The following is a 20,066-nucleotide window of genomic DNA, read 5'->3' on the forward strand; positions in this document are numbered from 1 at the left end:
GACAACATCAACATGGTTGTTACCCTGATCCATCCAATCGCGATGGACCAAGGTCTGCGTTTCGCAATCCGTGAAGGTGGCCGTACCGTAGGTGCAGGTGTTGTTGCTAAAGTTATCGCTTAATTGTTGATAGACTTTTTTGTCACTATACGTTGACGCAATACACACTAAAAGGGCATCATTCGATGCCCTTTTTTTCTACGCTGTGGCGCGAGAACCTATCTCATCAGCGATTTATACGTCATAATCATTGGTGAGATAGGCTCTGAGATATAGCGTAAAACACCGAATTGCGCTCGAGTAGAGCATCGATCGGTTTGGTTTGCCTCGCAATGCGAGGCAAAGTTGTTTGTTCTGAATCATTGTGACGGGTTGGTTTATGAGTGCGAATACCGAGGCTCAAGGGAGCGGGCGCGGCCTGGAAGCGGTAAAGTGGCTGGTTGTTGCCGTTTTGTTGGTTGTAGCTATTGTCGGTAACTATTATTACCGTGCATACAGCCTGCCGTTACGCGCGTTAGCCGTAGTAGTTGTTATCGCAATTGCAGGTGCAGTGGCTTTATTGACCACTAAAGGCAAGGCGACGGTTGCGTTTGCTCGTGAAGCGCGCACCGAAGTACGTAAAGTCATTTGGCCAACGCGCCAGGAAACATTGCATACCACACTGATCGTTGCTGCGGTGACTGCCGTTATGTCTCTGATTCTGTGGGGGCTGGATGGTATTTTAGTCCGCCTGGTATCTTTCATTACTGGTCTGAGGTTCTAAATGTCTGAAGCACCTAAAAAACGTTGGTACGTCGTTCAGGCGTTTTCTGGCTTTGAAGGCCGCGTAGCACAATCGCTGCGTGAGCACATCAAATTACATGACATGGAAGAGTTGTTTGGCGAAGTCATGGTTCCGACCGAAGAAGTGGTTGAGATCCGTGGTGGCCAGCGCCGCAAGAGCGAGCGCAAATTCTTCCCGGGTTATGTGCTGGTTCAGATGGTGATGAATGACGCCAGCTGGCACTTAGTACGCAGCGTTCCTCGTGTAATGGGCTTCATCGGTGGGACATCTGATCGTCCTGCGCCGATCAGCGACAAAGAAGTTGATGCGATCATGAATCGCCTGCAACAAGTGGGTGATAAACCACGTCCTAAAACATTGTTTGAACCAGGTGAACTGGTACGTGTTAGTGACGGTCCGTTTGCGGACTTCAATGGTGTGGTCGAAGAAGTGGATTACGAAAAAAGCCGCCTGAAAGTCTCTGTTTCCATCTTTGGCCGTGCAACACCGGTTGAACTGGACTTCGGTCAGGTAGAAAAAGGCTAACAACAACGTTCAATAATCATTAGAACAGATGTTGTACAGGGCGCGAAATTGAACTATAATTTCGCGCCTTTTGTTTTTATGCGCAGCCTCTGCGCATAAAACTGTAAAGTACTACAAATAACGGGGAGCCTCTTCAAACAGGCGATATCACCCAAACGAGGATATTTACCATGGCCAAGAAAGTACAAGCCTACGTTAAGCTGCAAGTTGCAGCTGGTATGGCAAACCCAAGTCCGCCAGTTGGTCCAGCATTGGGTCAACAAGGCGTGAACATCATGGAATTCTGTAAGGCGTTCAATGCTAAGACTGATAGCATGGAAAAAGGCCTGCCAATTCCTGTTGTTATTACTGTTTATTCTGACCGTTCTTTCACTTTCGTTACCAAAACCCCTCCTGCAGCAGTACTGCTGAAGAAAGCGGCTGGTATCAAGTCTGGTTCCGGCAAGCCGAACAAAGACAAAGTGGGTAAAGTAACGAGTGCTCAGGTTCGTGAAATCGCAGAAACCAAAGCTGCGGACATGACTGGTTCTGACGTTGAAGCGATGACTCGCTCCATCGAAGGTACTGCTCGTTCCATGGGCCTGGTAGTGGAGGATTAATAAATGGCTAAGCTGACCAAGCGCATGCGCGTGATCCGTGACAAAGTTGATGCTACTAAACAGTATGACATCACCGAAGCCGTTGCTCTGCTCAAAGAGCTGGCCACTGCTAAATTCGTAGAAAGCGTGGACGTTGCCGTTAATCTCGGTATCGACGCACGTAAATCTGATCAAAACGTTCGCGGTGCAACCGTTCTGCCACACGGCACCGGTCGTTCTGTTCGCGTTGCCGTCTTCGCCCAAGGTGCAAACGCTGAAGCTGCTAAAGCTGCAGGCGCTGAACTGGTAGGTATGGAAGATCTGGCCGATCAGATCAAAAAAGGCGAAATGAACTTCGACGTTGTTATCGCATCTCCAGATGCAATGCGCGTTGTTGGCCAATTAGGTCAGGTACTGGGTCCACGTGGCCTGATGCCTAACCCGAAAGTTGGTACTGTAACTCCTAACGTTGCTGAAGCAGTTAAGAACGCTAAAGCAGGTCAGGTTCGTTATCGTAACGACAAAAACGGCATCATCCATACCACTATTGGTAAAGTTGATTTCGAATCCGACAAGCTGAAAGAAAACCTTGAAGCTCTGTTGATCGCTCTGAAAAAAGCGAAGCCTTCCCAGGCTAAAGGCGTTTTCATCAAGAAAGTTAGCCTGTCCACCACCATGGGCGCCGGCGTTTCTGTTGATCAAAGCGGCCTGAGCGCAGTAGTTAACTAATTAACTACCTGTGTTTATCGCTTTACGCGGGTGGTGGATTTGTATATAATCTATCGCCCGTTGTTTCGTTAACGCGAAACCAAGAATTTTTCGGTTGGAGCCTGGCCTATCCAGGCCTCCGTCCAAGACCGCAGGTGTCCCGAAAAGGACTTAATTCTTCCTGCGTAGACGGTGACAGAGCCTGAAGAAAGTATTTCTTTTTTATTCTTAATTAAGATTTGTCTTTGCTGGATTCTCTGCTCACCGTGTTTGAACGCTTGATATCGATCTCGATAACAAGTGATGTGAGTTCCGGGGATTTTCCCCGGCCAAATCCAGGAGCAAAAAGCTAATGGCATTAAATCTTCAAGACAAACAAGCGATTGTTGCTGAAGTCATCGAAGTAGCCAAAGGCGCGCTGTCTGCGGTTGTTGCGGATTCTCGCGGCGTAACTGTAGATAAAATGACTGAACTGCGTAAAGCAGGTCGTGAAGCTGGCGTTTATATGCGTGTTGTTCGCAACACCTTAATGCGCCGCGTCGTTGAAGGTACTCAGTTTGAGTGCCTGAAAGACACGTTTGTCGGTCCAACCTTGATTGCATTTTCTTCTGAACACCCAGGCGCTGCTGCCCGTCTGTTCAAAGATTTCGCTAAAGCGAATGCAAAATTTGAGGTTAAAGCTGCGGCCTTTGAAGGTGAGTTTATCTCTGCGGCTCAAATCGACCGCTTGGCAACTCTGCCTACTTACGAAGAAGCAATCGCACGCCTGATGGCAACCATGAAAGAAGCCTCTGCAGGCAAACTGGTTCGCACTCTGGCTGCTGTACGCGATCAGAAAGAAGCTGCTTAATCAGCCTTTCTTTTCTCGTTTATTTGCTTACGTATAAACTATTTCTGAATTCTAGGAACACTTGAAATGTCAATCACTAAAGAACAAATCATTGAAGGCGTTGCAGCTCTGTCTGTAATGGAAATCGTTGAACTGATCTCCGCTATGGAAGAAAAATTCGGCGTTTCTGCTGCTGCTGCTGTTGCAGGTCCTGCTGCTGCTGCTGAAGCTGTTGAAGAAAAAACTGAATTCGACGTTGTTCTGGCCGCTGTTGGCGCGAACAAAGTTGCAGTTATCAAAGCTGTTCGTACCGCGACTGGCCTGGGTCTGAAAGAAGCAAAAGACCTGGTTGAGTCTGCTCCAGCAGCTCTGAAAGAAGGCATCAGCAAAGACGACGCTGAAGCTCTGAAAAAATCTCTGGAAGAAGCTGGTGCTTCTGTTGAAGTTAAGTAAGTTTAACTTCCCGGAGTGCAGTCTGTCCTAACAGACTGATGGCTGGTGACTTTTTAGTCACCAGCCTTTTTGCGCTATAGAGTGTCAGTGGTGTTTCACACTGTTTGAGCACTGAACTACTCTAATATCTCTTCTTGAGACGCCTTAATATATTGATGCCGCTTGCTATGGCTCATCCATAGATAATGCACAACGAAATGATTTAAGAGTGATAGAAACAGATATTGCGGAAAGCGTCTCTGCTTTCCGGTCGACATAAACGGTGTTGCATGAACTGTCCTTATCAGGGCAGACAAGATTGGGTCACTGATCAGCGAGCTGAGGAACCCTATGGTTTACTCCTATACCGAGAAAAAACGCATTCGTAAGGATTTTGGTAAGCGTCCACAAGTTTTGGACATTCCCTTTCTCCTTTCTATCCAGCTTGACTCGTTCCAGAAGTTTATCGAGCAAGATCCGGAAGGTCAGCACGGTTTGGAAGCTGCATTCCGTTCTGTATTTCCAATCAAAAGCTACAGCGGCAATTCTGAGCTGCAATACGTTAGCTACCGTCTTGGTGAGCCAGTATTCGACGTTAAAGAATGCCAGATCCGCGGTGTAACTTTCTCTGCGCCATTGCGTGTGAAACTGCGTCTGGTTATCTACGAGCGTGAAGCACCAGAAGGTACGGTCAAAGACATCAAGGAACAAGAAGTCTATATGGGCGAAATTCCGCTCATGACCGAAAATGGTACCTTTGTGATTAACGGTACTGAGAGGGTTATCGTATCTCAGCTTCACCGTAGTCCAGGCGTATTCTTTGACAGTGATAAGGGTAAAACCCATTCATCGGGTAAAGTGCTGTACAACGCACGTATCATCCCTTATCGCGGTTCATGGTTAGATTTCGAGTTCGACCCGAAAGATAACCTGTTTGTGCGTATTGACCGTCGCCGTAAATTACCTGCAACGATCATTCTGCGCGCATTGAGCTATACCACTGAACAGATCCTTGACCTGTTCTTTGAGAAGGTGACTTACCAGATCCGCGACAACAAGTTGCAGATGGAACTGGTACCTGAGCGCCTGCGCGGTGAAACAGCTTCTTTTGATATCGAAGCTGACGGCAAAGTCTACATCGAGAAAGGCCGCCGTATCACTGCTCGCCATATTCGTCAGCTTGAAAAAGATGACATTCAGCGCATCGAAGTTCCTGTTGAGTACATCGCAGGGAAAGTAGTTGCTAAAGACTACATCGACACTAATACCGGTGAGCTGATTGTCCCTGCGAACATGGAATTGTCTCTGGATCTGCTGGCTAAACTGAGCCAGGCCGGACACAAAACAATTGAAACACTGTTCACCAACGATCTCGATCATGGCGCGTACATGTCCGAGACCATCCGCGTCGACCCAACCAGCGATCGCTTGAGCGCATTGGTTGAGATCTACCGCATGATGCGTCCTGGTGAGCCACCAACGCGTGAAGCAGCTGAAACTCTGTTCGAAAACCTCTTCTTCTCTGAAGATCGTTACGACCTGTCTGCTGTTGGCCGTATGAAGTTCAACCGCTCTCTGCTGCGTGATGAAATCGAAGGTTCAGGTATCCTGAGCAAAGACGACATCATTCAGGTCATGAGAAAACTGATCGGCATCCGTAACGGTCAGGGCGAAGTGGATGATATCGACCACTTGGGCAACCGTCGTATTCGTTCTGTCGGCGAAATGGCTGAAAACCAATTCCGTGTCGGCCTGGTTCGTGTTGAGCGTGCCGTTAAAGAGCGTCTGTCTCTGGGTGACCTCGACACACTGATGCCTCAGGACATGATCAACGCGAAGCCGATTTCGGCTGCGGTGAAAGAGTTCTTCGGCTCAAGCCAGCTGTCACAATTTATGGACCAGAACAACCCGTTGTCTGAGATCACGCACAAACGTCGTATCTCTGCACTGGGCCCGGGCGGTTTGACCCGTGAACGTGCTGGCTTTGAAGTTCGAGACGTACACCCGACTCACTACGGTCGCGTATGTCCAATCGAAACGCCAGAAGGTCCAAACATCGGTCTGATCAACTCCTTGTCTGTTTATGCACAGACCAATGAGTATGGTTTCCTGGAAACCCCTTACCGCCGAGTGCGTGAAGGTATGGTTACCGATGAAATTAACTACCTGTCTGCCATCGAAGAAGGCAACTTTGTTATCGCTCAGGCGAACTCCAACCTGGATGACGAAGGCCACTTCCTGGAAGATTTAGTCACTTGTCGTAGCAAAGGCGAATCGAGCCTGTTCAGCCGCGACCAGGTTGACTACATGGACGTTTCTACCCAGCAGATCGTATCCGTTGGTGCTTCACTGATTCCATTCCTGGAACACGATGACGCCAACCGTGCATTGATGGGTGCGAACATGCAACGTCAGGCAGTCCCAACTCTGCGTGCTGATAAGCCGCTGGTAGGTACTGGTATGGAACGTGCTGTTGCGGTTGACTCCGGTGTTACTGCCGTTGCCAAACGTGGTGGTACTGTTCAGTACGTGGATGCATCCCGTATCGTTATTCGTGTTAACGAAGAAGAGATGAATCCAGGCGAAGCAGGTATCGACATTTATAACCTGACTAAGTACACCCGTTCTAACCAGAACACATGTATCAATCAGATGCCGTGTGTGAATCTGGGCGAGCCAATCGAGCGCGGTGACGTGCTGGCAGATGGTCCGTCAACAGATCTGGGCGAACTGGCACTGGGTCAGAACATGCGTGTCGCGTTCATGCCTTGGAATGGTTACAACTTCGAAGACTCCATCTTGGTCTCCGAACGTGTTGTGCAGGAAGATCGCTTCACGACTATCCATATCCAGGAACTGGCATGTGTGTCCCGCGACACCAAGTTAGGGCCTGAAGAGATCACCGCTGATATCCCTAACGTGGGTGAAGCTGCGCTCTCCAAACTGGATGAGTCCGGTATCGTATATATCGGTGCTGAAGTGACCGGTGGTGACATTCTGGTCGGTAAAGTAACGCCTAAAGGCGAAACCCAGCTGACTCCAGAAGAGAAACTGCTGCGTGCGATCTTCGGTGAGAAAGCGTCTGATGTTAAAGACTCTTCTCTGCGTGTACCAAACGGCGTTTCCGGTACGATTATTGACGTGCAAGTCTTTACCCGCGATGGCGTGGAAAAAGATAAGCGTGCGTTAGAAATCGAAGAAATGCAGCTGAAACAGGCTAAGAAAGACCTGACTGAAGAGCTGCAAATCCTGGAAGCTGGTCTGTTTGCACGTATCCAGTCTGCGCTGGTTGCTGGCGGTGTTGAAGCCGATAAGCTGGGCAAATTGCCACGCGATCGTTGGCTTGAACTGTCATTGACAGACGAAGACAAACAGAATCAGTTGGAACAGCTTGCTGAACAGTACGACGAACTGAAATCCGAGTTTGAGAAAAAACTCGAAGCTAAACGTCGTAAAATCACTCAGGGCGATGACCTGGCACCAGGTGTGCTGAAAATCGTTAAAGTGTATCTGGCCGTTAAACGTCAGATCCAACCTGGTGACAAAATGGCAGGCCGCCACGGTAACAAAGGTGTTATCTCCAAGATCAACCCGATCGAAGATATGCCTTACGATGAAAACGGGACTCCTGTTGATATCGTACTGAACCCGCTGGGCGTTCCATCACGTATGAACATTGGTCAGATTTTAGAAACCCACCTGGGTATGGCCGCGAAAGGTATTGGTGAAAAAATCAATGCCATGCTTAAGAAACATGAAGAAGTTTCTAAGCTGCGCGAGTTCATCCAGCGTGCCTATGATCTGGGCGACGACGTACGTCAGAAAGTTGATCTGACCACCTTCACCGATGATGAAGTATTGCGCCTGGCTGAAAACCTGAAAAAGGGTATGCCAATTGCAACACCAGTCTTCGACGGTGCGAAAGAGACAGAGATCAAGCAACTGCTTGAAATGGGCGGCGTCCCAACCTCTGGCCAGATCACACTGTTTGACGGCCGTACCGGCGAGCAATTTGAGCGCCAGGTTACCGTCGGCTACATGTACATGCTGAAACTGAACCACCTGGTTGACGATAAGATGCATGCGCGTTCTACCGGTTCTTACAGCCTTGTTACTCAGCAACCGCTGGGTGGTAAAGCACAGTTCGGTGGTCAGCGCTTCGGTGAGATGGAAGTGTGGGCACTGGAAGCATACGGTGCCGCTTATACCCTGCAGGAAATGCTGACTGTTAAGTCCGATGACGTGAACGGCCGTACCAAGATGTATAAAAACATCGTGGATGGCGATCACCGGATGGAACCAGGCATGCCGGAATCCTTCAACGTATTGTTGAAAGAAATCCGCTCTCTGGGTATCAACATCGAGCTGGAAGACGAGTAAGTACTCGAATTCGCACTGATCACAGGGGCACCTGTCTGTTTAGCAATAAACATCAGGTGCCTAACAGGTCTAACCCGACGGGAGCTAATCCGTGAAAGACTTACTAAAGTTTCTGAAAGCGCAAACTAAAACCGAAGAGTTTGATGCGATCAAAATTGCTCTGGCATCGCCAGACATGATCCGTTCTTGGTCTTTTGGTGAAGTTAAGAAGCCAGAAACCATTAACTACCGTACGTTCAAACCAGAACGTGACGGCCTTTTCTGTGCCCGTATTTTCGGACCAGTAAAAGACTACGAATGCCTGTGCGGTAAGTACAAGCGTTTAAAACATCGCGGCGTGATCTGCGAGAAGTGCGGCGTTGAAGTGACCCAGACTAAAGTACGCCGTGAGCGTATGGGCCACATCGAACTGGCTTCTCCGACAGCACACATCTGGTTCCTGAAATCGCTGCCATCGCGCATCGGTTTGCTGTTGGATATGCCACTGCGTGACATCGAACGTGTTCTGTACTTCGAATCCTATGTGGTTATCGAAGGCGGCATGACTAACCTCGAAAAACGCCAGATCCTGACTGAAGAGCAGTATCTGGATGCGTTGGAAGAGTTTGGTGATGAGTTCGACGCGAAGATGGGTGCAGAAGCTATCCAGGCCCTGTTGAAAAACATGGATCTGGAAGCAGAGTGCGAGCAACTGCGTGAAGAGTTGAACGAAACCAACTCCGAAACCAAACGTAAAAAGCTGACCAAGCGTATCAAGCTACTGGAAGCGTTCGTTCAGTCTGGTAACAAGCCAGAGTGGATGATCCTGACCGTGCTGCCGGTACTGCCGCCAGACTTGCGTCCATTGGTTCCGTTGGACGGCGGCCGTTTCGCAACGTCGGATCTGAACGATCTGTATCGTCGCGTAATCAACCGTAACAACCGTCTGAAACGCCTGCTGGATCTGGCTGCGCCAGACATCATCGTACGTAACGAAAAACGTATGCTGCAAGAAGCGGTAGATGCTTTGCTGGATAACGGCCGTCGCGGTCGTGCAATCACCGGCTCTAACAAGCGTCCGCTGAAATCTCTGGCAGACATGATTAAAGGTAAACAGGGTCGTTTCCGTCAGAACTTGCTGGGTAAACGTGTCGACTACTCTGGTCGTTCCGTTATCACCGTAGGTCCATACCTGCGTCTGCACCAGTGTGGTCTGCCGAAGAAAATGGCACTGGAACTGTTCAAACCATTCATCTACGGCAAACTTGAGCTGCGTGGCCTCGCCACCACCATCAAAGCCGCTAAGAAAATGGTTGAGCGCGAAGAAGCTGTCGTTTGGGATATCCTGGACGAAGTTATCCGCGAACACCCGGTACTGCTGAACCGTGCACCAACCCTGCACCGTTTGGGTATCCAGGCGTTTGAACCGGTTCTGATCGAAGGTAAAGCAATCCAGCTGCACCCGCTGGTTTGTGCGGCATACAACGCCGACTTCGATGGTGACCAGATGGCTGTTCACGTACCGCTGACGCTGGAAGCCCAGCTTGAAGCGCGTGCGTTGATGATGTCTACCAACAACATCCTGTCACCTGCGAACGGCGAGCCAATCATCGTTCCTTCCCAGGACGTTGTTTTAGGTCTGTACTACATGACCCGTGACTGTGTTAACGCCAAAGGCGAAGGCATGGTTCTGACCGGTCCTAAAGAAGCTGAGCGTATTTATCGCGGCGGTCTGGCCTCTCTGCATGCGCGTGTCAAAGTGCGTATTACCGAAGAGATCAAAAATACCGAAGGCGAAGTTACGCACAAGACGTCGATTATCGACACGACTGTAGGTCGCGCCATCCTTTGGATGATCGTACCTAAAGGTCTGCCGTTCTCTATCGTCAATCAGCCTCTGGGTAAAAAAGCTATCTCCAAAATGCTGAACACCTGTTACCGCATTTTGGGCTTGAAGCCGACCGTTATTTTTGCTGACCAGATCATGTACACCGGTTTTGCTTACGCTGCCCGTTCAGGCGCGTCAGTAGGTATCGATGACATGGTAATCCCTGCGAAGAAAGCAGAGATCATCGAAGAAGCAGAAACCGAAGTTGCTGAAATCCAGGAGCAGTTCCAGTCTGGTTTGGTTACCGCTGGCGAACGCTACAACAAAGTGATCGATATCTGGGCTGCAGCGAACGAACGTGTTGCTAAAGCAATGATGGAAAACTTGTCTGTGGAAGACGTCGTCAACCGTGACGGTGTTGTTGAACAGCAGGTTTCCTTCAACAGTATCTTTATGATGGCCGACTCTGGTGCGCGTGGTTCTGCAGCACAGATTCGTCAGCTGGCCGGTATGCGTGGCCTGATGGCTAAGCCGGATGGTTCCATCATTGAAACGCCAATCACCGCGAACTTCCGTGAAGGTCTGAACGTACTCCAGTACTTCATCTCCACTCACGGTGCTCGTAAAGGCCTGGCGGATACCGCACTTAAAACGGCAAACTCCGGTTATCTGACCCGTCGTCTGGTTGACGTGGCGCAGGATCTGGTTGTTACCGAAGACGACTGTGGTACACACGAAGGCATCATGATGACTCCGGTCATCGAAGGTGGCGACGTTAAAGAACCACTGCGCGAACGTGTTCTGGGTCGTGTGACTGCTGAAGATATCATCAAGCCGGGTACGGCGGATATCCTGGTTCCACGTAACACCCTGCTTCACGAGAAGACGTGTGATCTGTTAGAAGAGAACTCAGTCGACAGCGTGAAAGTACGTTCAGTCGTAAGTTGCGAAACAGATTTTGGTGTGTGTGCAAACTGCTACGGTCGCGACCTGGCACGTGGTCACATCATCAACAAAGGTGAAGCGATCGGTGTTATTGCAGCACAGTCCATCGGTGAGCCGGGTACCCAGCTGACGATGCGTACGTTCCACATCGGTGGTGCGGCATCTCGTGCGGCAGCAGAATCAAGTATCCAGGTTAAGAACACGGGTACGATTAAACTGAGCAACCACAAGCACGTTAGCAACTCTAACGGCAAACTGGTTATCACGTCGCGTAACACTGAGCTGAAATTGATCGACGAATTCGGTCGTACCAAAGAAAGCTATAAAGTGCCTTACGGTTCCGTGATGGGCAAAGGTGATGGCGCTTCAGTTAACGGCGGCGAGACCGTAGCTAACTGGGATCCACATACAATGCCAGTTATCAGTGAAGTGAGTGGTTTCATTCGCTTTGCCGATATGGTTGATACCCAGACCATTACACGTCAGACAGATGACCTGACCGGTTTGTCCTCTCTGGTTGTTCTGGATTCTGCAGAACGTACTGGTAGCGGTAAAGACCTGCGTCCGGCACTGAAAATCGTTGATGCGAAAGGCGACGACGTATTGATCCCAGGTACAGATATGCCTGCCCAATACTTCCTGCCAGGTAAAGCGATTGTTCAGCTGGAAGATGGTACGCAGATCCACTCTGGTGACACCCTGGCGCGTATTCCTCAGGAATCCGGCGGTACCAAGGACATCACCGGTGGTCTGCCACGCGTTGCTGACCTGTTCGAAGCACGTCGTCCGAAAGAGCCTGCAATCCTTGCTGAAATCAGCGGGATCATCTCCTTCGGTAAAGAAACCAAAGGCAAACGTCGTCTGGTAATTTCTCCGTTGGATGGCAGTGATGCTTACGAAGAAATGATCCCTAAATGGCGTCAGCTGAACGTGTTCGAAGGCGAAATTGTGGAACGTGGTGACGTCGTATCCGACGGCCCTGAGTCTCCGCACGACATTCTGCGTCTTCGTGGTGTTCATGCGGTTACCCGCTACATCACCAACGAAGTGCAGGAAGTTTACCGTCTGCAAGGCGTTAAGATTAACGATAAACACATCGAAGTTATCGTTCGTCAGATGTTGCGTAAAGGCACCATCGTTAGCGCTGGTGGCACAGACTTCCTGGAAGGCGAGCAGGCAGAAATGTCTCGCGTTAAAATCGCTAACCGTAAGCTGGAAGCTGAAGGCAAAATCACGGCAACATTTAGCCGTGACCTGCTCGGTATTACCAAAGCCTCTTTGGCAACCGAGTCCTTCATCTCCGCTGCGTCGTTCCAGGAAACCACGCGCGTTCTTACCGAAGCGGCTGTTGCCGGTAAACGTGATGAACTGCGTGGCCTGAAAGAGAACGTTATCGTGGGTCGTCTGATCCCAGCCGGTACCGGTTACTCTTATCATCAGGAACGTGCACGTCGTAAAGCACAGGGTGATGTGCCAGTTGCACCGCCAGTGAGCGCGGACGAAGCAACGGCTAACCTGGCTGAACTTCTGAACGCAGGTTTCGGTAACAGCAACGACGAGTAATCGTCTTCTGTCGAAACATATAGAGCCGCTCCCTCGGGAGCGGTTTTTTTTTGCCTGAAATTCATCGGGCAGTGTAAGAAATGAAAGGATTAGAGAAACCGGAACAGGGTACTGGACGATACCCGTTCCGGTTGTTGTGGAAGCAGCGCCGGGGTAAATGGCGCCGGCCGGTTGCGAATGTGCAGCGGCAAACGCACAGTAATACGGCCGCTAATGATGCGCGAGTGGCAAAATTCCGTTATGGAATCTGTATTCCTGAGAGTTTACCTGTTTGCTGTGGAACGACATTTTCCTGCGTGGCGCGCCCAAAAAAAATGTCCCAGTCTTTCCACACCGGTTGAAGCCCTGCCTGCGTTAAGGCTGAGGCAACGCGCTGTGGTGAGCGGTTGTCATGTGGCGCGAATTGCTCCAGCTCAGGATGGTCGTCCGCATATCCGCCGGGCTGTGTTTTGGATCCGGCGCTGACAGTATTGATCGCAAGAGGAATAACATGATCGCGGAACCAGGGCGACTCACGCGTCGATAATGACAGCTCGACGTCCGGAGCCAGCATGCGGAAAGCGCATATCAGCTGCACCAGCTGGTTTTCCTCCAGCAGGGACGCCGGTTCGATTCCGCCGGTGCAAGGCCGTAACCGTGGAAACGCCACCGAGTAACGGCTTTGCCAGTAGTTTTGTTGCAGATACAGCAAATGTTCGGCCACCATGTAGCTGTCGGTTCGCCAGTTGCCTGAAAGCCCGAACAGCGCACCCAACCCGATCTTATCGATCCCCGCCCGTCCTAGCCTGTCGGGCGTTTCCAGTCGCCAGAAAAAATCCTGCTTCTGGCCGCGTAAATGGTGCAAGGCGTAAGTCGGCGCGTGGTACGTTTCCTGATAAACCAGCACGCCATCGAGCCCCAGCGTTTTGAGTTCGGCGTAGTCTTCCTGCGACAGCGGCTGAACTTCGATCATCAGCGAATCAAAATGGCTGCGTATGGCTGGAAAATGGCGGCGAAAATAGTCCATACCAACTTTTGTTTTATGCTCGCCGGTGACCAGCAACAAATGTTTGAATCCCAGAGCGTTCAGCGCTTCGCATTCTCTGCCAATTTCCTCTTCATCCAGCGTTTTACGTTTGATCTTATTGCTCATAGAAAAACCGCAATAGGTACATTCGTTCGCGCAAAGATTAGAAAGATACAGTGGGGCGAAGAAATTCACCGTATTACCGAAACGCTGACGTGTGAGCTGTTGTGCCCGCTGCGCCATCTGTTCGAGATACGGCAGTGCAGCAGGGGAAATCAGCGCCATAAAATCTTCGCGCGTGATTTTATTAAGGCTCAGCGCCCGTTCTACGTCCCTGGCGCTTTTACTGTTGATGCGCAGGGAAATATCATCCCAGTCGAGCGCTGACCAGACATCAGTAAACTTATTCATGAGGCTGCCTGCGTTGACGTCAGAAAGCCGGTCAGCGGGCTGGATGCGCTCGCCTGCCTTTGCCTGCCGCCTAATCCGCTCTGCCGGGCGATGACACCAGCTTCAACGGCCAGACGAAACGCCGTCGCCATGGCCACCGGATCGCCGGCAACCGCAATCGCCGTATTCACCAGCACGGCGTCCGCTCCCATTTCCAGCGCTTCGGCCGCCTGACTCGGGGCGCCGACCCCCGCATCCACCACAACGGGCACCCGCGCTTGTTCGATGATGATGTGCAGAAACTCGCGGGTTTGTAGGCCCTGATTGGAACCAATGGGTGCGCCCAGCGGCATCACGGCAGCACAGCCTGCTTCTTCCAGCCGCCTGCATAAAACCGGATCCGCACTGCAATACGGCAAAACCACGAATCCCTGCTTTACCAAAATTTCTGCTGCCTTAAGTGTCTCCACCGCATCAGGCAGCAGGTATTTCACGTCCGGATGGATTTCGAGTTTTATCCAGTTAGTCCCCAAAGCTTCCCGTGCCAGTTGTGCGGCAAATACCGCTTCTTCCGCCGTTTTGGCCCCGGACGTATTGGGCAATAAACGCACACCGAGCTGTTGCAGAGGCAAAAGAATGTCGTCTCCGCCGCGACGCAGATCGACACGTTTCATTGCCATCGTCACCAGCTGTGAACCGGATGCCGTCAGCGCATGCTGCATCAGGGCTGCACTGGCGAATTTTCCTGTTCCGGTGAACAGATGTGAGGTGAAGGTCGTATCAGCAATTTTTAACATGTCATCCTCCGGCTATCGCCTGAAAAAGCAAAACGTGATCGCCGTCTTTCAGTAAGTGAGAAGGCCAGTTATCGCGGGGAATAATGACCTGATTGACCGCCAGCGCGCTGCCTTCAGCACTGAGTGCCAGCAGATTGAGCAGGTCGAGCAGCGTCAGCGGTTCAGTAAAATGGTGCAGTTCATCGTTAACCTGAATATTCATGCATGACCTCCGCAGACAGTGCAGGAGGCCGAGCGGGTGAGTTGCAGAGAACGCCAGTTTTGTGTTTTTCCGTCGAACAGCCGGAGTTTTCCGCTCAGCGTGCTGGATAAACCCGCCAGTAATTTCAGGGCCTCTAACGCCTGAAGCGTGCCGATCGTACCAACAACCGGCCCGAGAATGCCGGACGTCCGGCAGTTTCGTTGTACGATTTCCTGATCGGGATACAGGCAGGCGTAGCAGCCGTGAGCATAAGGCGCTTCGATCACTAACAACTGCCCGCCAAATCCGACGGCACTTCCGCTGATTAATGTTTTGCCCGCAGATACGCATGCGTGATTGATCGCATGCCGCGTTTCCATGTTATCGCTGCAATCCAAAACGAGGTCGACAGTGGCGACAGCATTACGTAACGCTTCGCCGGCCAGCCTTTCAGTGAGCGCGACGATTTCACATAACGGATTCAGGCGCAGTAATTCGCGCTTTGCTACCGTAGCTTTAGGTTGATCCAGATCGCCGGTACGGTAGAGGATTTGCCGCTGAAGATTGGTGAGATGGAGTTTGTCGTCGTCGGCCAGCAGTAACGTGCCGACACCGGCCGCCGCCAGATAAAGTGCCGCCGGTGACCCAAGCCCGCCGAGCCCGACGATAAGCACTTTCGCCGCCGCTAATTTCTCCTGCGCCTGCGGGCCAAATTCTTCCAGCATCAGTTGGCGGCTGTAGCGCATAAAGGCCGCATCGTTAAGCATCTTCGGGCACCTTACTGGCGCACAGAGCCAGCAGTTCGGCGGTGGCTACGCGCCAGTCGGGTGCCTGTGTAATGGCGCTGACGACGGCAATACTGCCGACGCCGCAGTCGAGAACTGACTGCGCGCGATCAATGCTGATCCCACCAATGGCTACCGTCGGAAAACTGCCGTTGAGCTGCTTAATGTGTCGGGTCAATTCCGCCAAACCCTGCGGAGCCGACGGCATATCTTTGGTCTGCGTCGGGAAAATATGCCCGAGTGCGATATAAGAAGGATTGACCGCTACAGCGCGCGCCAGCTCGGCATCGTCATGCGTCGAAACACCCAGCCGTAAACCCGCCTGATAAATTGCATTAAGGTCGGCGGTGTCCAGATCTTCCTGACCCAGATGCACACCGTAAGCCTGATGCTTTACCGCCAGACGCCAGTAATCATTGATGAACAACCGCGCCTGAAAGCGTCGCCCTAGCGCAATAGCTTCAATAATGGCGGGTTCGACCTCAGCATCAGGTAAATCTTTTACGCGCAGTTGCAGCGTTTTAACGCCCGCCTCCAGCAGAAGGGCAATCCATTCCACAGTATCGACGACCGGATATAAACCGAGATGGAAGGGGACTGCCGGGAATTTTTGCGCTGACGTCATCATTTTCCCACCTCCGTGCTCAAATCTGCCGGATGATAAAGCTCGCTGCCCCGCGAACGGAATTCGGCAGACATCTGAGCCATGCCGGATTCTACGATTTCAACCGGTTGGGCTTTCGCCTCCAGCGCGGCGGCATAATCGCGGACTTCCTGAGTGATTTTCATCGAGCAGAATTTTGGCCCACACATTGAACAGAAGTGCGCGACTTTGCCGGATTCCTGCGGCAGGGTTTCATCGTGATAAGCGCGGGCGGTGGCGGGATCGAGTGCCAGATTGAACTGGTCTTCCCAGCGGAATTCGAAACGTGCTTTCGACATAGCGTTATCGCGGATTTGTGCGCCCGGATGTCCTTTGGCCAAATCCGCCGCGTGTGCTGCAATTTTATAGGTGATCAGCCCCTGTTTGACGTCTTCCTTGTTCGGCAGGCCGAGGTGCTCTTTCGGTGTGACGTAACACAGCATAGCGCAGCCGAACCAGCCGATCATGGCGGCACCGATGCCTGAAGTGAAATGGTCATAGCCTGGTGCGATATCGGTGGTCAGCGGCCCCAGCGTATAAAACGGCGCTTCGTGGCAATGCTCCAGTTCTTCGGTCATGTTACGGCGGATCATCTGCATCGGCACATGCCCCGGCCCTTCGATCATCACCTGCACATCATATTCCCACGCGATTTTGGTCAGTTCGCCCAGCGTGTGCAGCTCTGCAAACTGTGCTTCGTCGTTCGCGTCCTGAATCGACCCCGGACGCAGGCCGTCACCCAGCGAGAGTGAAACGTCGTAAGCGGCGCAGATTTCACAAATCTCGCGGAAATTCTCGTAGAGGAAACTTTCACGATGATGCGAAAGACACCATTTGGCCATGATCGATCCGCCGCGCGAGACAATACCGGTCAGACGTTTGGCGGTCATCGGCACATAGCGCAGCAACACACCGGCGTGAATAGTGAAGTAATCGACACCCTGTTCGGCCTGTTCCAGCAGCGTATCGCGGAACATTTCCCAGTTAAGATCTTCAGCGACGCCGTTTACTTTTTCCAGTGCCTGATAGATTGGCACCGTACCAATGGGTACCGGGCTGTTACGCAGGATCCATTCGCGGGTTTCGTGGATATAGCGGCCGGTTGAGAGATCCATCACCGTGTCCGCCCCCCAGCGCGTTGACCAGACCAGCTTCTCAACTTCTTCTTCGATGGACGACGTCACCGCTGAATTGCCGATATTGGCGTTCACTTTCACCAGGAAGTTTCGCCCGATAATCATTGGCTCCGATTCCGGATGGTTGATATTGGCCGGGATAATGGCGCGACCGGCGGCGACTTCCTGACGCACGAATTCAGCCGTGATATTGGCGGGCAGATGCGCACCGAAACTTTCCCCCGGATGTTGCTGGCGCAATACTTCCCCCCGGATCCGTTCGCGTCCCATATTTTCGCGGATGGCGATGAATTCCATTTCTGGCGTAATTATCCCCTGGCGCGCGTAGTGCAGCTGCGTGACGTTTTTTCCCGCTTTCGCTTTACGCGGACGCGGCAGAAGTTCGAAGCGCAAATGATCTAAGCCTTCGTCGGCCAGACGTTGTTGGGTAAAACCGGAGCTGACCTGCGGAAGTTCTTCGGTGTCTGCCCGTTCAGCTATCCAGCTGGCGCGGCATTTTGCCAGACCGGCATGGACGTCAATGGAGGCTTCAGGGTCACCGTAAGGTCCGGCCGTTTCATACACCGGAATCGCTTCGTTATCTTCATATTGCGGAGCGTCTTTACCGCCGCCGACCAGTGTCGGACTGAGCTGGATTTCACGCATGGGAACGCGGATATCTGCGCGACCGCCTTGCAGATAGATTCGGCGGGAGTTGGGAAATGCTTCTCCCTGCAGACTGTCGATAAATGACTGAGCCTGTGCGCGCTGTTCGCGGCGGTTGGTGGGTTTCTTTTCAGAGGTAACGGATTTTTGGGTACTCGACATAGCAAATTCCTCGTGTTCTACGAATAGAAAAAACGTGATGGAAAATTGCTTGTCTGGAGGTTTACGGCAGGAGTAAAAATGGGCGGTTTAGCGCAGGCGGCCGTTTTCAGGCTGAGGCCAAATCGCGCTAAACGCATAACATTACTCTTGTTCCCTTCGCGGGTACTAACCCGATCAGGTTCCGCGGATCCCGAATTAACGGTCTCAGCCTGGCGTAATTTCGTGAGGAAATTATGCGCTAGGCACTCCGACAAGAAGCCTCAATATAGGAGGCCGTTTTGAAAACTACAACTAAAACTACACCCTGTGCAGGGTTTGTTCCTGAGACCGGTTACGCCGGTCTGGCGAGATGATCATCATTGGCGGGCGGTAATGGCGCGCCATTAACAGGATCAAAGGCCAGAATAATCAATTGATCTTCCAGCTGAAAACGCGCATCCAACGCTTCACCGATATCGGATAATGCATAATGGAAGGCAAACGCATTGTCATCATCAATATCATTTTCTGTGTAACTGTCATGGAAAGCCATGATAGCTTCAGTATTGAGCTCCAGAGCGGGATATATTTTGGACGCCTGAGATCTGACTGAGCTGCCTGCGCTCGCGACTTCATCGATGATGCGTTGATAAAGATGGAAATGGCCGGCAGAGAGGTAGTCCACCAGGTTGTGGCAAAAGTTATCCAACGCTTTTTCATTCAGCGGAGTATGTTTTTCTTTATTGGGTTTCAGGCCGACCAGTGTGCAGTATGAAACCAGCAATTCTTTGCGGGCGTGCAGCCATTGGTCGACTAACTCATTACTGCCACCAACGCGTTGGGTCAGTCTTTCCAGACGATTTAGCATGGTTGACTCCGTGAGCGGTAAAAAAGTAATCCGTTTTGGAAGGGTTACTAATATGTAAATATCTGTCTCAGATTGTCAGTCTCAACGAGGTTATGCAACAACAATTATGGAATTACAGATCACAGAGCAACATAACGGCTGGTGGGTTATCAGCCACGAAGGCAAGCTGTGGCTGCCTGAGGGTGAACTGCCGTTTGGCAGCGCGACGCAATTCTCTCTGACCGGTAAAACCGCGCGCCAGATTGGCGAGTGGCAGGGCGCACCGGTCTGGCTGGTGCGTCAGGCGATGCACAACCATATGGTCTCGGCGCGTCAGTTACTCGATAAGGATCGCGGATTATTCCAGCTGGTCGGACGCGGTGTGCAACTGGCTGAATTTTATCGTTCTCACAAGTTTTGCGGTTACTGCGGCCATGAAATGCAGGTCAGCAAAACTGAATGGGCCGCGCTCTGCGGGCACTGCCGTGAACGTTATTATCCGCAGATTGCGCCGTGCATTATTGTCGCTATCCGCCGTGGCGACGAAATTTTGCTGGCGCAGCATGTCCGTCACCGCAACGGTATTCACACCGTGCTGGCCGGTTTTGTCGAAGTAGGCGAAACGCTCGAGGAAACTGTGGCACGCGAAGTGATGGAAGAGAGCAACGTGCGAGTGAAAAACGTGCGCTACGTCAGTTCGCAGCCGTGGCCTTTTCCAAATTCCCTGATGATGGCCTTTATGGCTGATTATGACAGCGGCGATATTCGTCATGATCCTAAAGAGCTGCTGAACGCGGGCTGGTATCGTTATGACGCACTGCCCATGTTACCGCCGCCGGGCACCATTGCGCGCAGGCTTATCGAAGACACTGTGGCGCTCTGCCGCGCGGCGAGCGATGAAGACGACGTGTAGCGCAAGTGTTGCGTGATAGAATACCGTCAGA

At 51.6% G+C, this 20,066-nt stretch carries 17 protein-coding genes and 1 riboswitch; of the genes, 10 read left to right on the forward strand and 7 right to left on the reverse strand.

All coding sequences use genetic code 11. From position 1 onward, the window contains the following. From AC0Z7K_RS23830 to rpoC, 9 genes are all read left to right on the forward strand, one after another. A partial coding sequence (locus AC0Z7K_RS23830; protein ID WP_485616211.1) for an EF-Tu C-terminal domain-related protein occupies positions 1–123 on the forward strand: 123 nt, incomplete at its 5' end. 256 nt (positions 124–379) lie between these two features. Next, entirely contained in the window at positions 380–763 is a 384-nt protein-coding gene (gene secE / locus AC0Z7K_RS23835) for a preprotein translocase subunit SecE (RefSeq protein WP_413531409.1), read from the forward strand. Next, on the forward strand, positions 764–1,309 hold the full coding sequence (nusG, locus tag AC0Z7K_RS23840; RefSeq protein ID WP_056777953.1) for a transcription termination/antitermination protein NusG: 546 nt from the start codon (positions 764–766) through the stop codon (positions 1,307–1,309). It begins immediately after the preceding gene. Between the two features lie 170 nt (positions 1,310–1,479). Beyond that, positions 1,480–1,908 carry a 50S ribosomal protein L11 gene (rplK, locus tag AC0Z7K_RS23845; RefSeq protein ID WP_013577413.1) on the forward strand — a complete coding sequence of 143 codons (429 nt, stop codon included), beginning with the start codon at positions 1,480–1,482 and terminating at the stop codon, positions 1,906–1,908. 3 nt (positions 1,909–1,911) lie between these two features. After that, positions 1,912–2,616 carry a 50S ribosomal protein L1 gene (gene rplA, locus AC0Z7K_RS23850; protein WP_413531410.1) on the forward strand — a complete coding sequence of 235 codons (705 nt, stop codon included), beginning with the start codon at positions 1,912–1,914 and terminating at the stop codon, positions 2,614–2,616. Between the two features lie 331 nt (positions 2,617–2,947). Continuing rightward, positions 2,948–3,445 (forward strand): 50S ribosomal protein L10, encoded by a 498-nt coding sequence (gene rplJ, locus AC0Z7K_RS23855; RefSeq protein ID WP_112166688.1) that lies wholly within the window; start codon positions 2,948–2,950, stop codon positions 3,443–3,445. A gap of 66 nt (positions 3,446–3,511) precedes the next feature. Next, entirely contained in the window at positions 3,512–3,877 is a 366-nt protein-coding gene (gene rplL, locus AC0Z7K_RS23860) for a 50S ribosomal protein L7/L12 (RefSeq protein WP_013577410.1), read from the forward strand. A gap of 330 nt (positions 3,878–4,207) precedes the next feature. Next, a complete protein-coding gene (gene rpoB / locus AC0Z7K_RS23865; protein WP_112166690.1) occupies positions 4,208–8,236 on the forward strand; it encodes a DNA-directed RNA polymerase subunit beta in 4,029 nt (1,342 codons plus the stop codon). 91 nt (positions 8,237–8,327) lie between these two features. Beyond that, positions 8,328–12,551: a DNA-directed RNA polymerase subunit beta' gene (gene rpoC / locus AC0Z7K_RS23870; protein WP_413531411.1), complete on the forward strand. Its 4,224-nt coding sequence runs from the start codon at positions 8,328–8,330 to the stop codon at positions 12,549–12,551. A gap of 238 nt (positions 12,552–12,789) precedes the next feature. Here the strand turns inward: rpoC and thiH are convergent, their stop codons facing one another. From thiH to rsd, 7 genes are all read right to left on the reverse strand, one after another. Continuing rightward, on the reverse strand, positions 12,790–13,968 hold the full coding sequence (gene thiH, locus AC0Z7K_RS23875) for a 2-iminoacetate synthase ThiH (protein ID WP_413531412.1): 1,179 nt from the start codon (positions 13,966–13,968) through the stop codon (positions 12,790–12,792). Next, entirely contained in the window at positions 13,965–14,744 is a 780-nt protein-coding gene (locus tag AC0Z7K_RS23880) for a thiazole synthase (protein WP_485616203.1), read from the reverse strand. Before AC0Z7K_RS23880 ends, thiH begins: the two co-directional genes overlap by 4 nt. Before the next feature lies 1 nt (position 14,745). Then, positions 14,746–14,946: a sulfur carrier protein ThiS gene (gene thiS, locus AC0Z7K_RS23885; RefSeq protein WP_485616204.1), complete on the reverse strand. Its 201-nt coding sequence runs from the start codon at positions 14,944–14,946 to the stop codon at positions 14,746–14,748. Further along, the gene (locus tag AC0Z7K_RS23890; RefSeq protein ID WP_485616205.1) at positions 14,943–15,692 is read right to left on the reverse strand and encodes a HesA/MoeB/ThiF family protein; all 750 of its coding nucleotides are present in this window, start codon (positions 15,690–15,692) and stop codon (positions 14,943–14,945) included. Before AC0Z7K_RS23890 ends, thiS begins: the two co-directional genes overlap by 4 nt. After that, positions 15,685–16,335, reverse strand: a complete 651-nt coding sequence (thiE, locus tag AC0Z7K_RS23895; protein ID WP_485616213.1) for a thiamine phosphate synthase — start codon at positions 16,333–16,335, stop codon at positions 15,685–15,687. Before thiE ends, AC0Z7K_RS23890 begins: the two co-directional genes overlap by 8 nt. Continuing rightward, positions 16,335–18,296: a phosphomethylpyrimidine synthase ThiC gene (gene thiC, locus AC0Z7K_RS23900; RefSeq protein ID WP_485616206.1), complete on the reverse strand. Its 1,962-nt coding sequence runs from the start codon at positions 18,294–18,296 to the stop codon at positions 16,335–16,337. Before thiC ends, thiE begins: the two co-directional genes overlap by 1 nt. Before the next feature lie 134 nt (positions 18,297–18,430). After that, positions 18,431–18,556: riboswitch (TPP riboswitch) on the reverse strand. Between the two features lie 71 nt (positions 18,557–18,627). Then, entirely contained in the window at positions 18,628–19,143 is a 516-nt protein-coding gene (gene rsd / locus AC0Z7K_RS23905) for a sigma D regulator (RefSeq protein ID WP_413531417.1), read from the reverse strand. Positions 19,144–19,249: 106 nt separating this feature from the next. On the opposite strand from rsd, the gene nudC reads away from it, so the two are divergent. Continuing rightward, positions 19,250–20,035: an NAD(+) diphosphatase gene (gene nudC, locus AC0Z7K_RS23910; protein ID WP_485616207.1), complete on the forward strand. Its 786-nt coding sequence runs from the start codon at positions 19,250–19,252 to the stop codon at positions 20,033–20,035. Positions 20,036–20,066: the final 31 nt, after the last annotated feature.

The sequence above is a fragment of the Rahnella sp. 1L-D-7-B-C2 genome, from assembly GCF_057290995.1.

Bases quoted from the DNA above. Each gene is read 5' to 3' on its own strand.
- thiS (WP_485616204.1), bottom strand. From the start codon at position 14,946: ATGAATATTCAGGTTAACGATGAACTGCACCATTTTACTGAACCGCTG.
- nusG (WP_056777953.1), top strand. From the start codon at position 764: ATGTCTGAAGCACCTAAAAAACGTTGGTACGTCGTTCAGGCGTTTTCT.
- AC0Z7K_RS23880 (WP_485616203.1), bottom strand. From the start codon at position 14,744: ATGTTAAAAATTGCTGATACGACCTTCACCTCACATCTGTTCACCGGA.
- rpoB (WP_112166690.1), top strand. From the start codon at position 4,208: ATGGTTTACTCCTATACCGAGAAAAAACGCATTCGTAAGGATTTTGGT.
- rplJ (WP_112166688.1), top strand. From the start codon at position 2,948: ATGGCATTAAATCTTCAAGACAAACAAGCGATTGTTGCTGAAGTCATC.
- rplL (WP_013577410.1), top strand. From the start codon at position 3,512: ATGTCAATCACTAAAGAACAAATCATTGAAGGCGTTGCAGCTCTGTCT.
- nudC (WP_485616207.1), top strand. From the start codon at position 19,250: ATGGAATTACAGATCACAGAGCAACATAACGGCTGGTGGGTTATCAGC.
- rsd (WP_413531417.1), bottom strand. From the start codon at position 19,143: ATGCTAAATCGTCTGGAAAGACTGACCCAACGCGTTGGTGGCAGTAAT.
- thiC (WP_485616206.1), bottom strand. From the start codon at position 18,296: ATGTCGAGTACCCAAAAATCCGTTACCTCTGAAAAGAAACCCACCAAC.
- thiE (WP_485616213.1), bottom strand. From the start codon at position 16,335: ATGACGTCAGCGCAAAAATTCCCGGCAGTCCCCTTCCATCTCGGTTTA.
- rplK (WP_013577413.1), top strand. From the start codon at position 1,480: ATGGCCAAGAAAGTACAAGCCTACGTTAAGCTGCAAGTTGCAGCTGGT.
- secE (WP_413531409.1), top strand. From the start codon at position 380: ATGAGTGCGAATACCGAGGCTCAAGGGAGCGGGCGCGGCCTGGAAGCG.
- thiH (WP_413531412.1), bottom strand. From the start codon at position 13,968: ATGAATAAGTTTACTGATGTCTGGTCAGCGCTCGACTGGGATGATATT.
- AC0Z7K_RS23890 (WP_485616205.1), bottom strand. From the start codon at position 15,692: ATGCTTAACGATGCGGCCTTTATGCGCTACAGCCGCCAACTGATGCTG.
- rplA (WP_413531410.1), top strand. From the start codon at position 1,912: ATGGCTAAGCTGACCAAGCGCATGCGCGTGATCCGTGACAAAGTTGAT.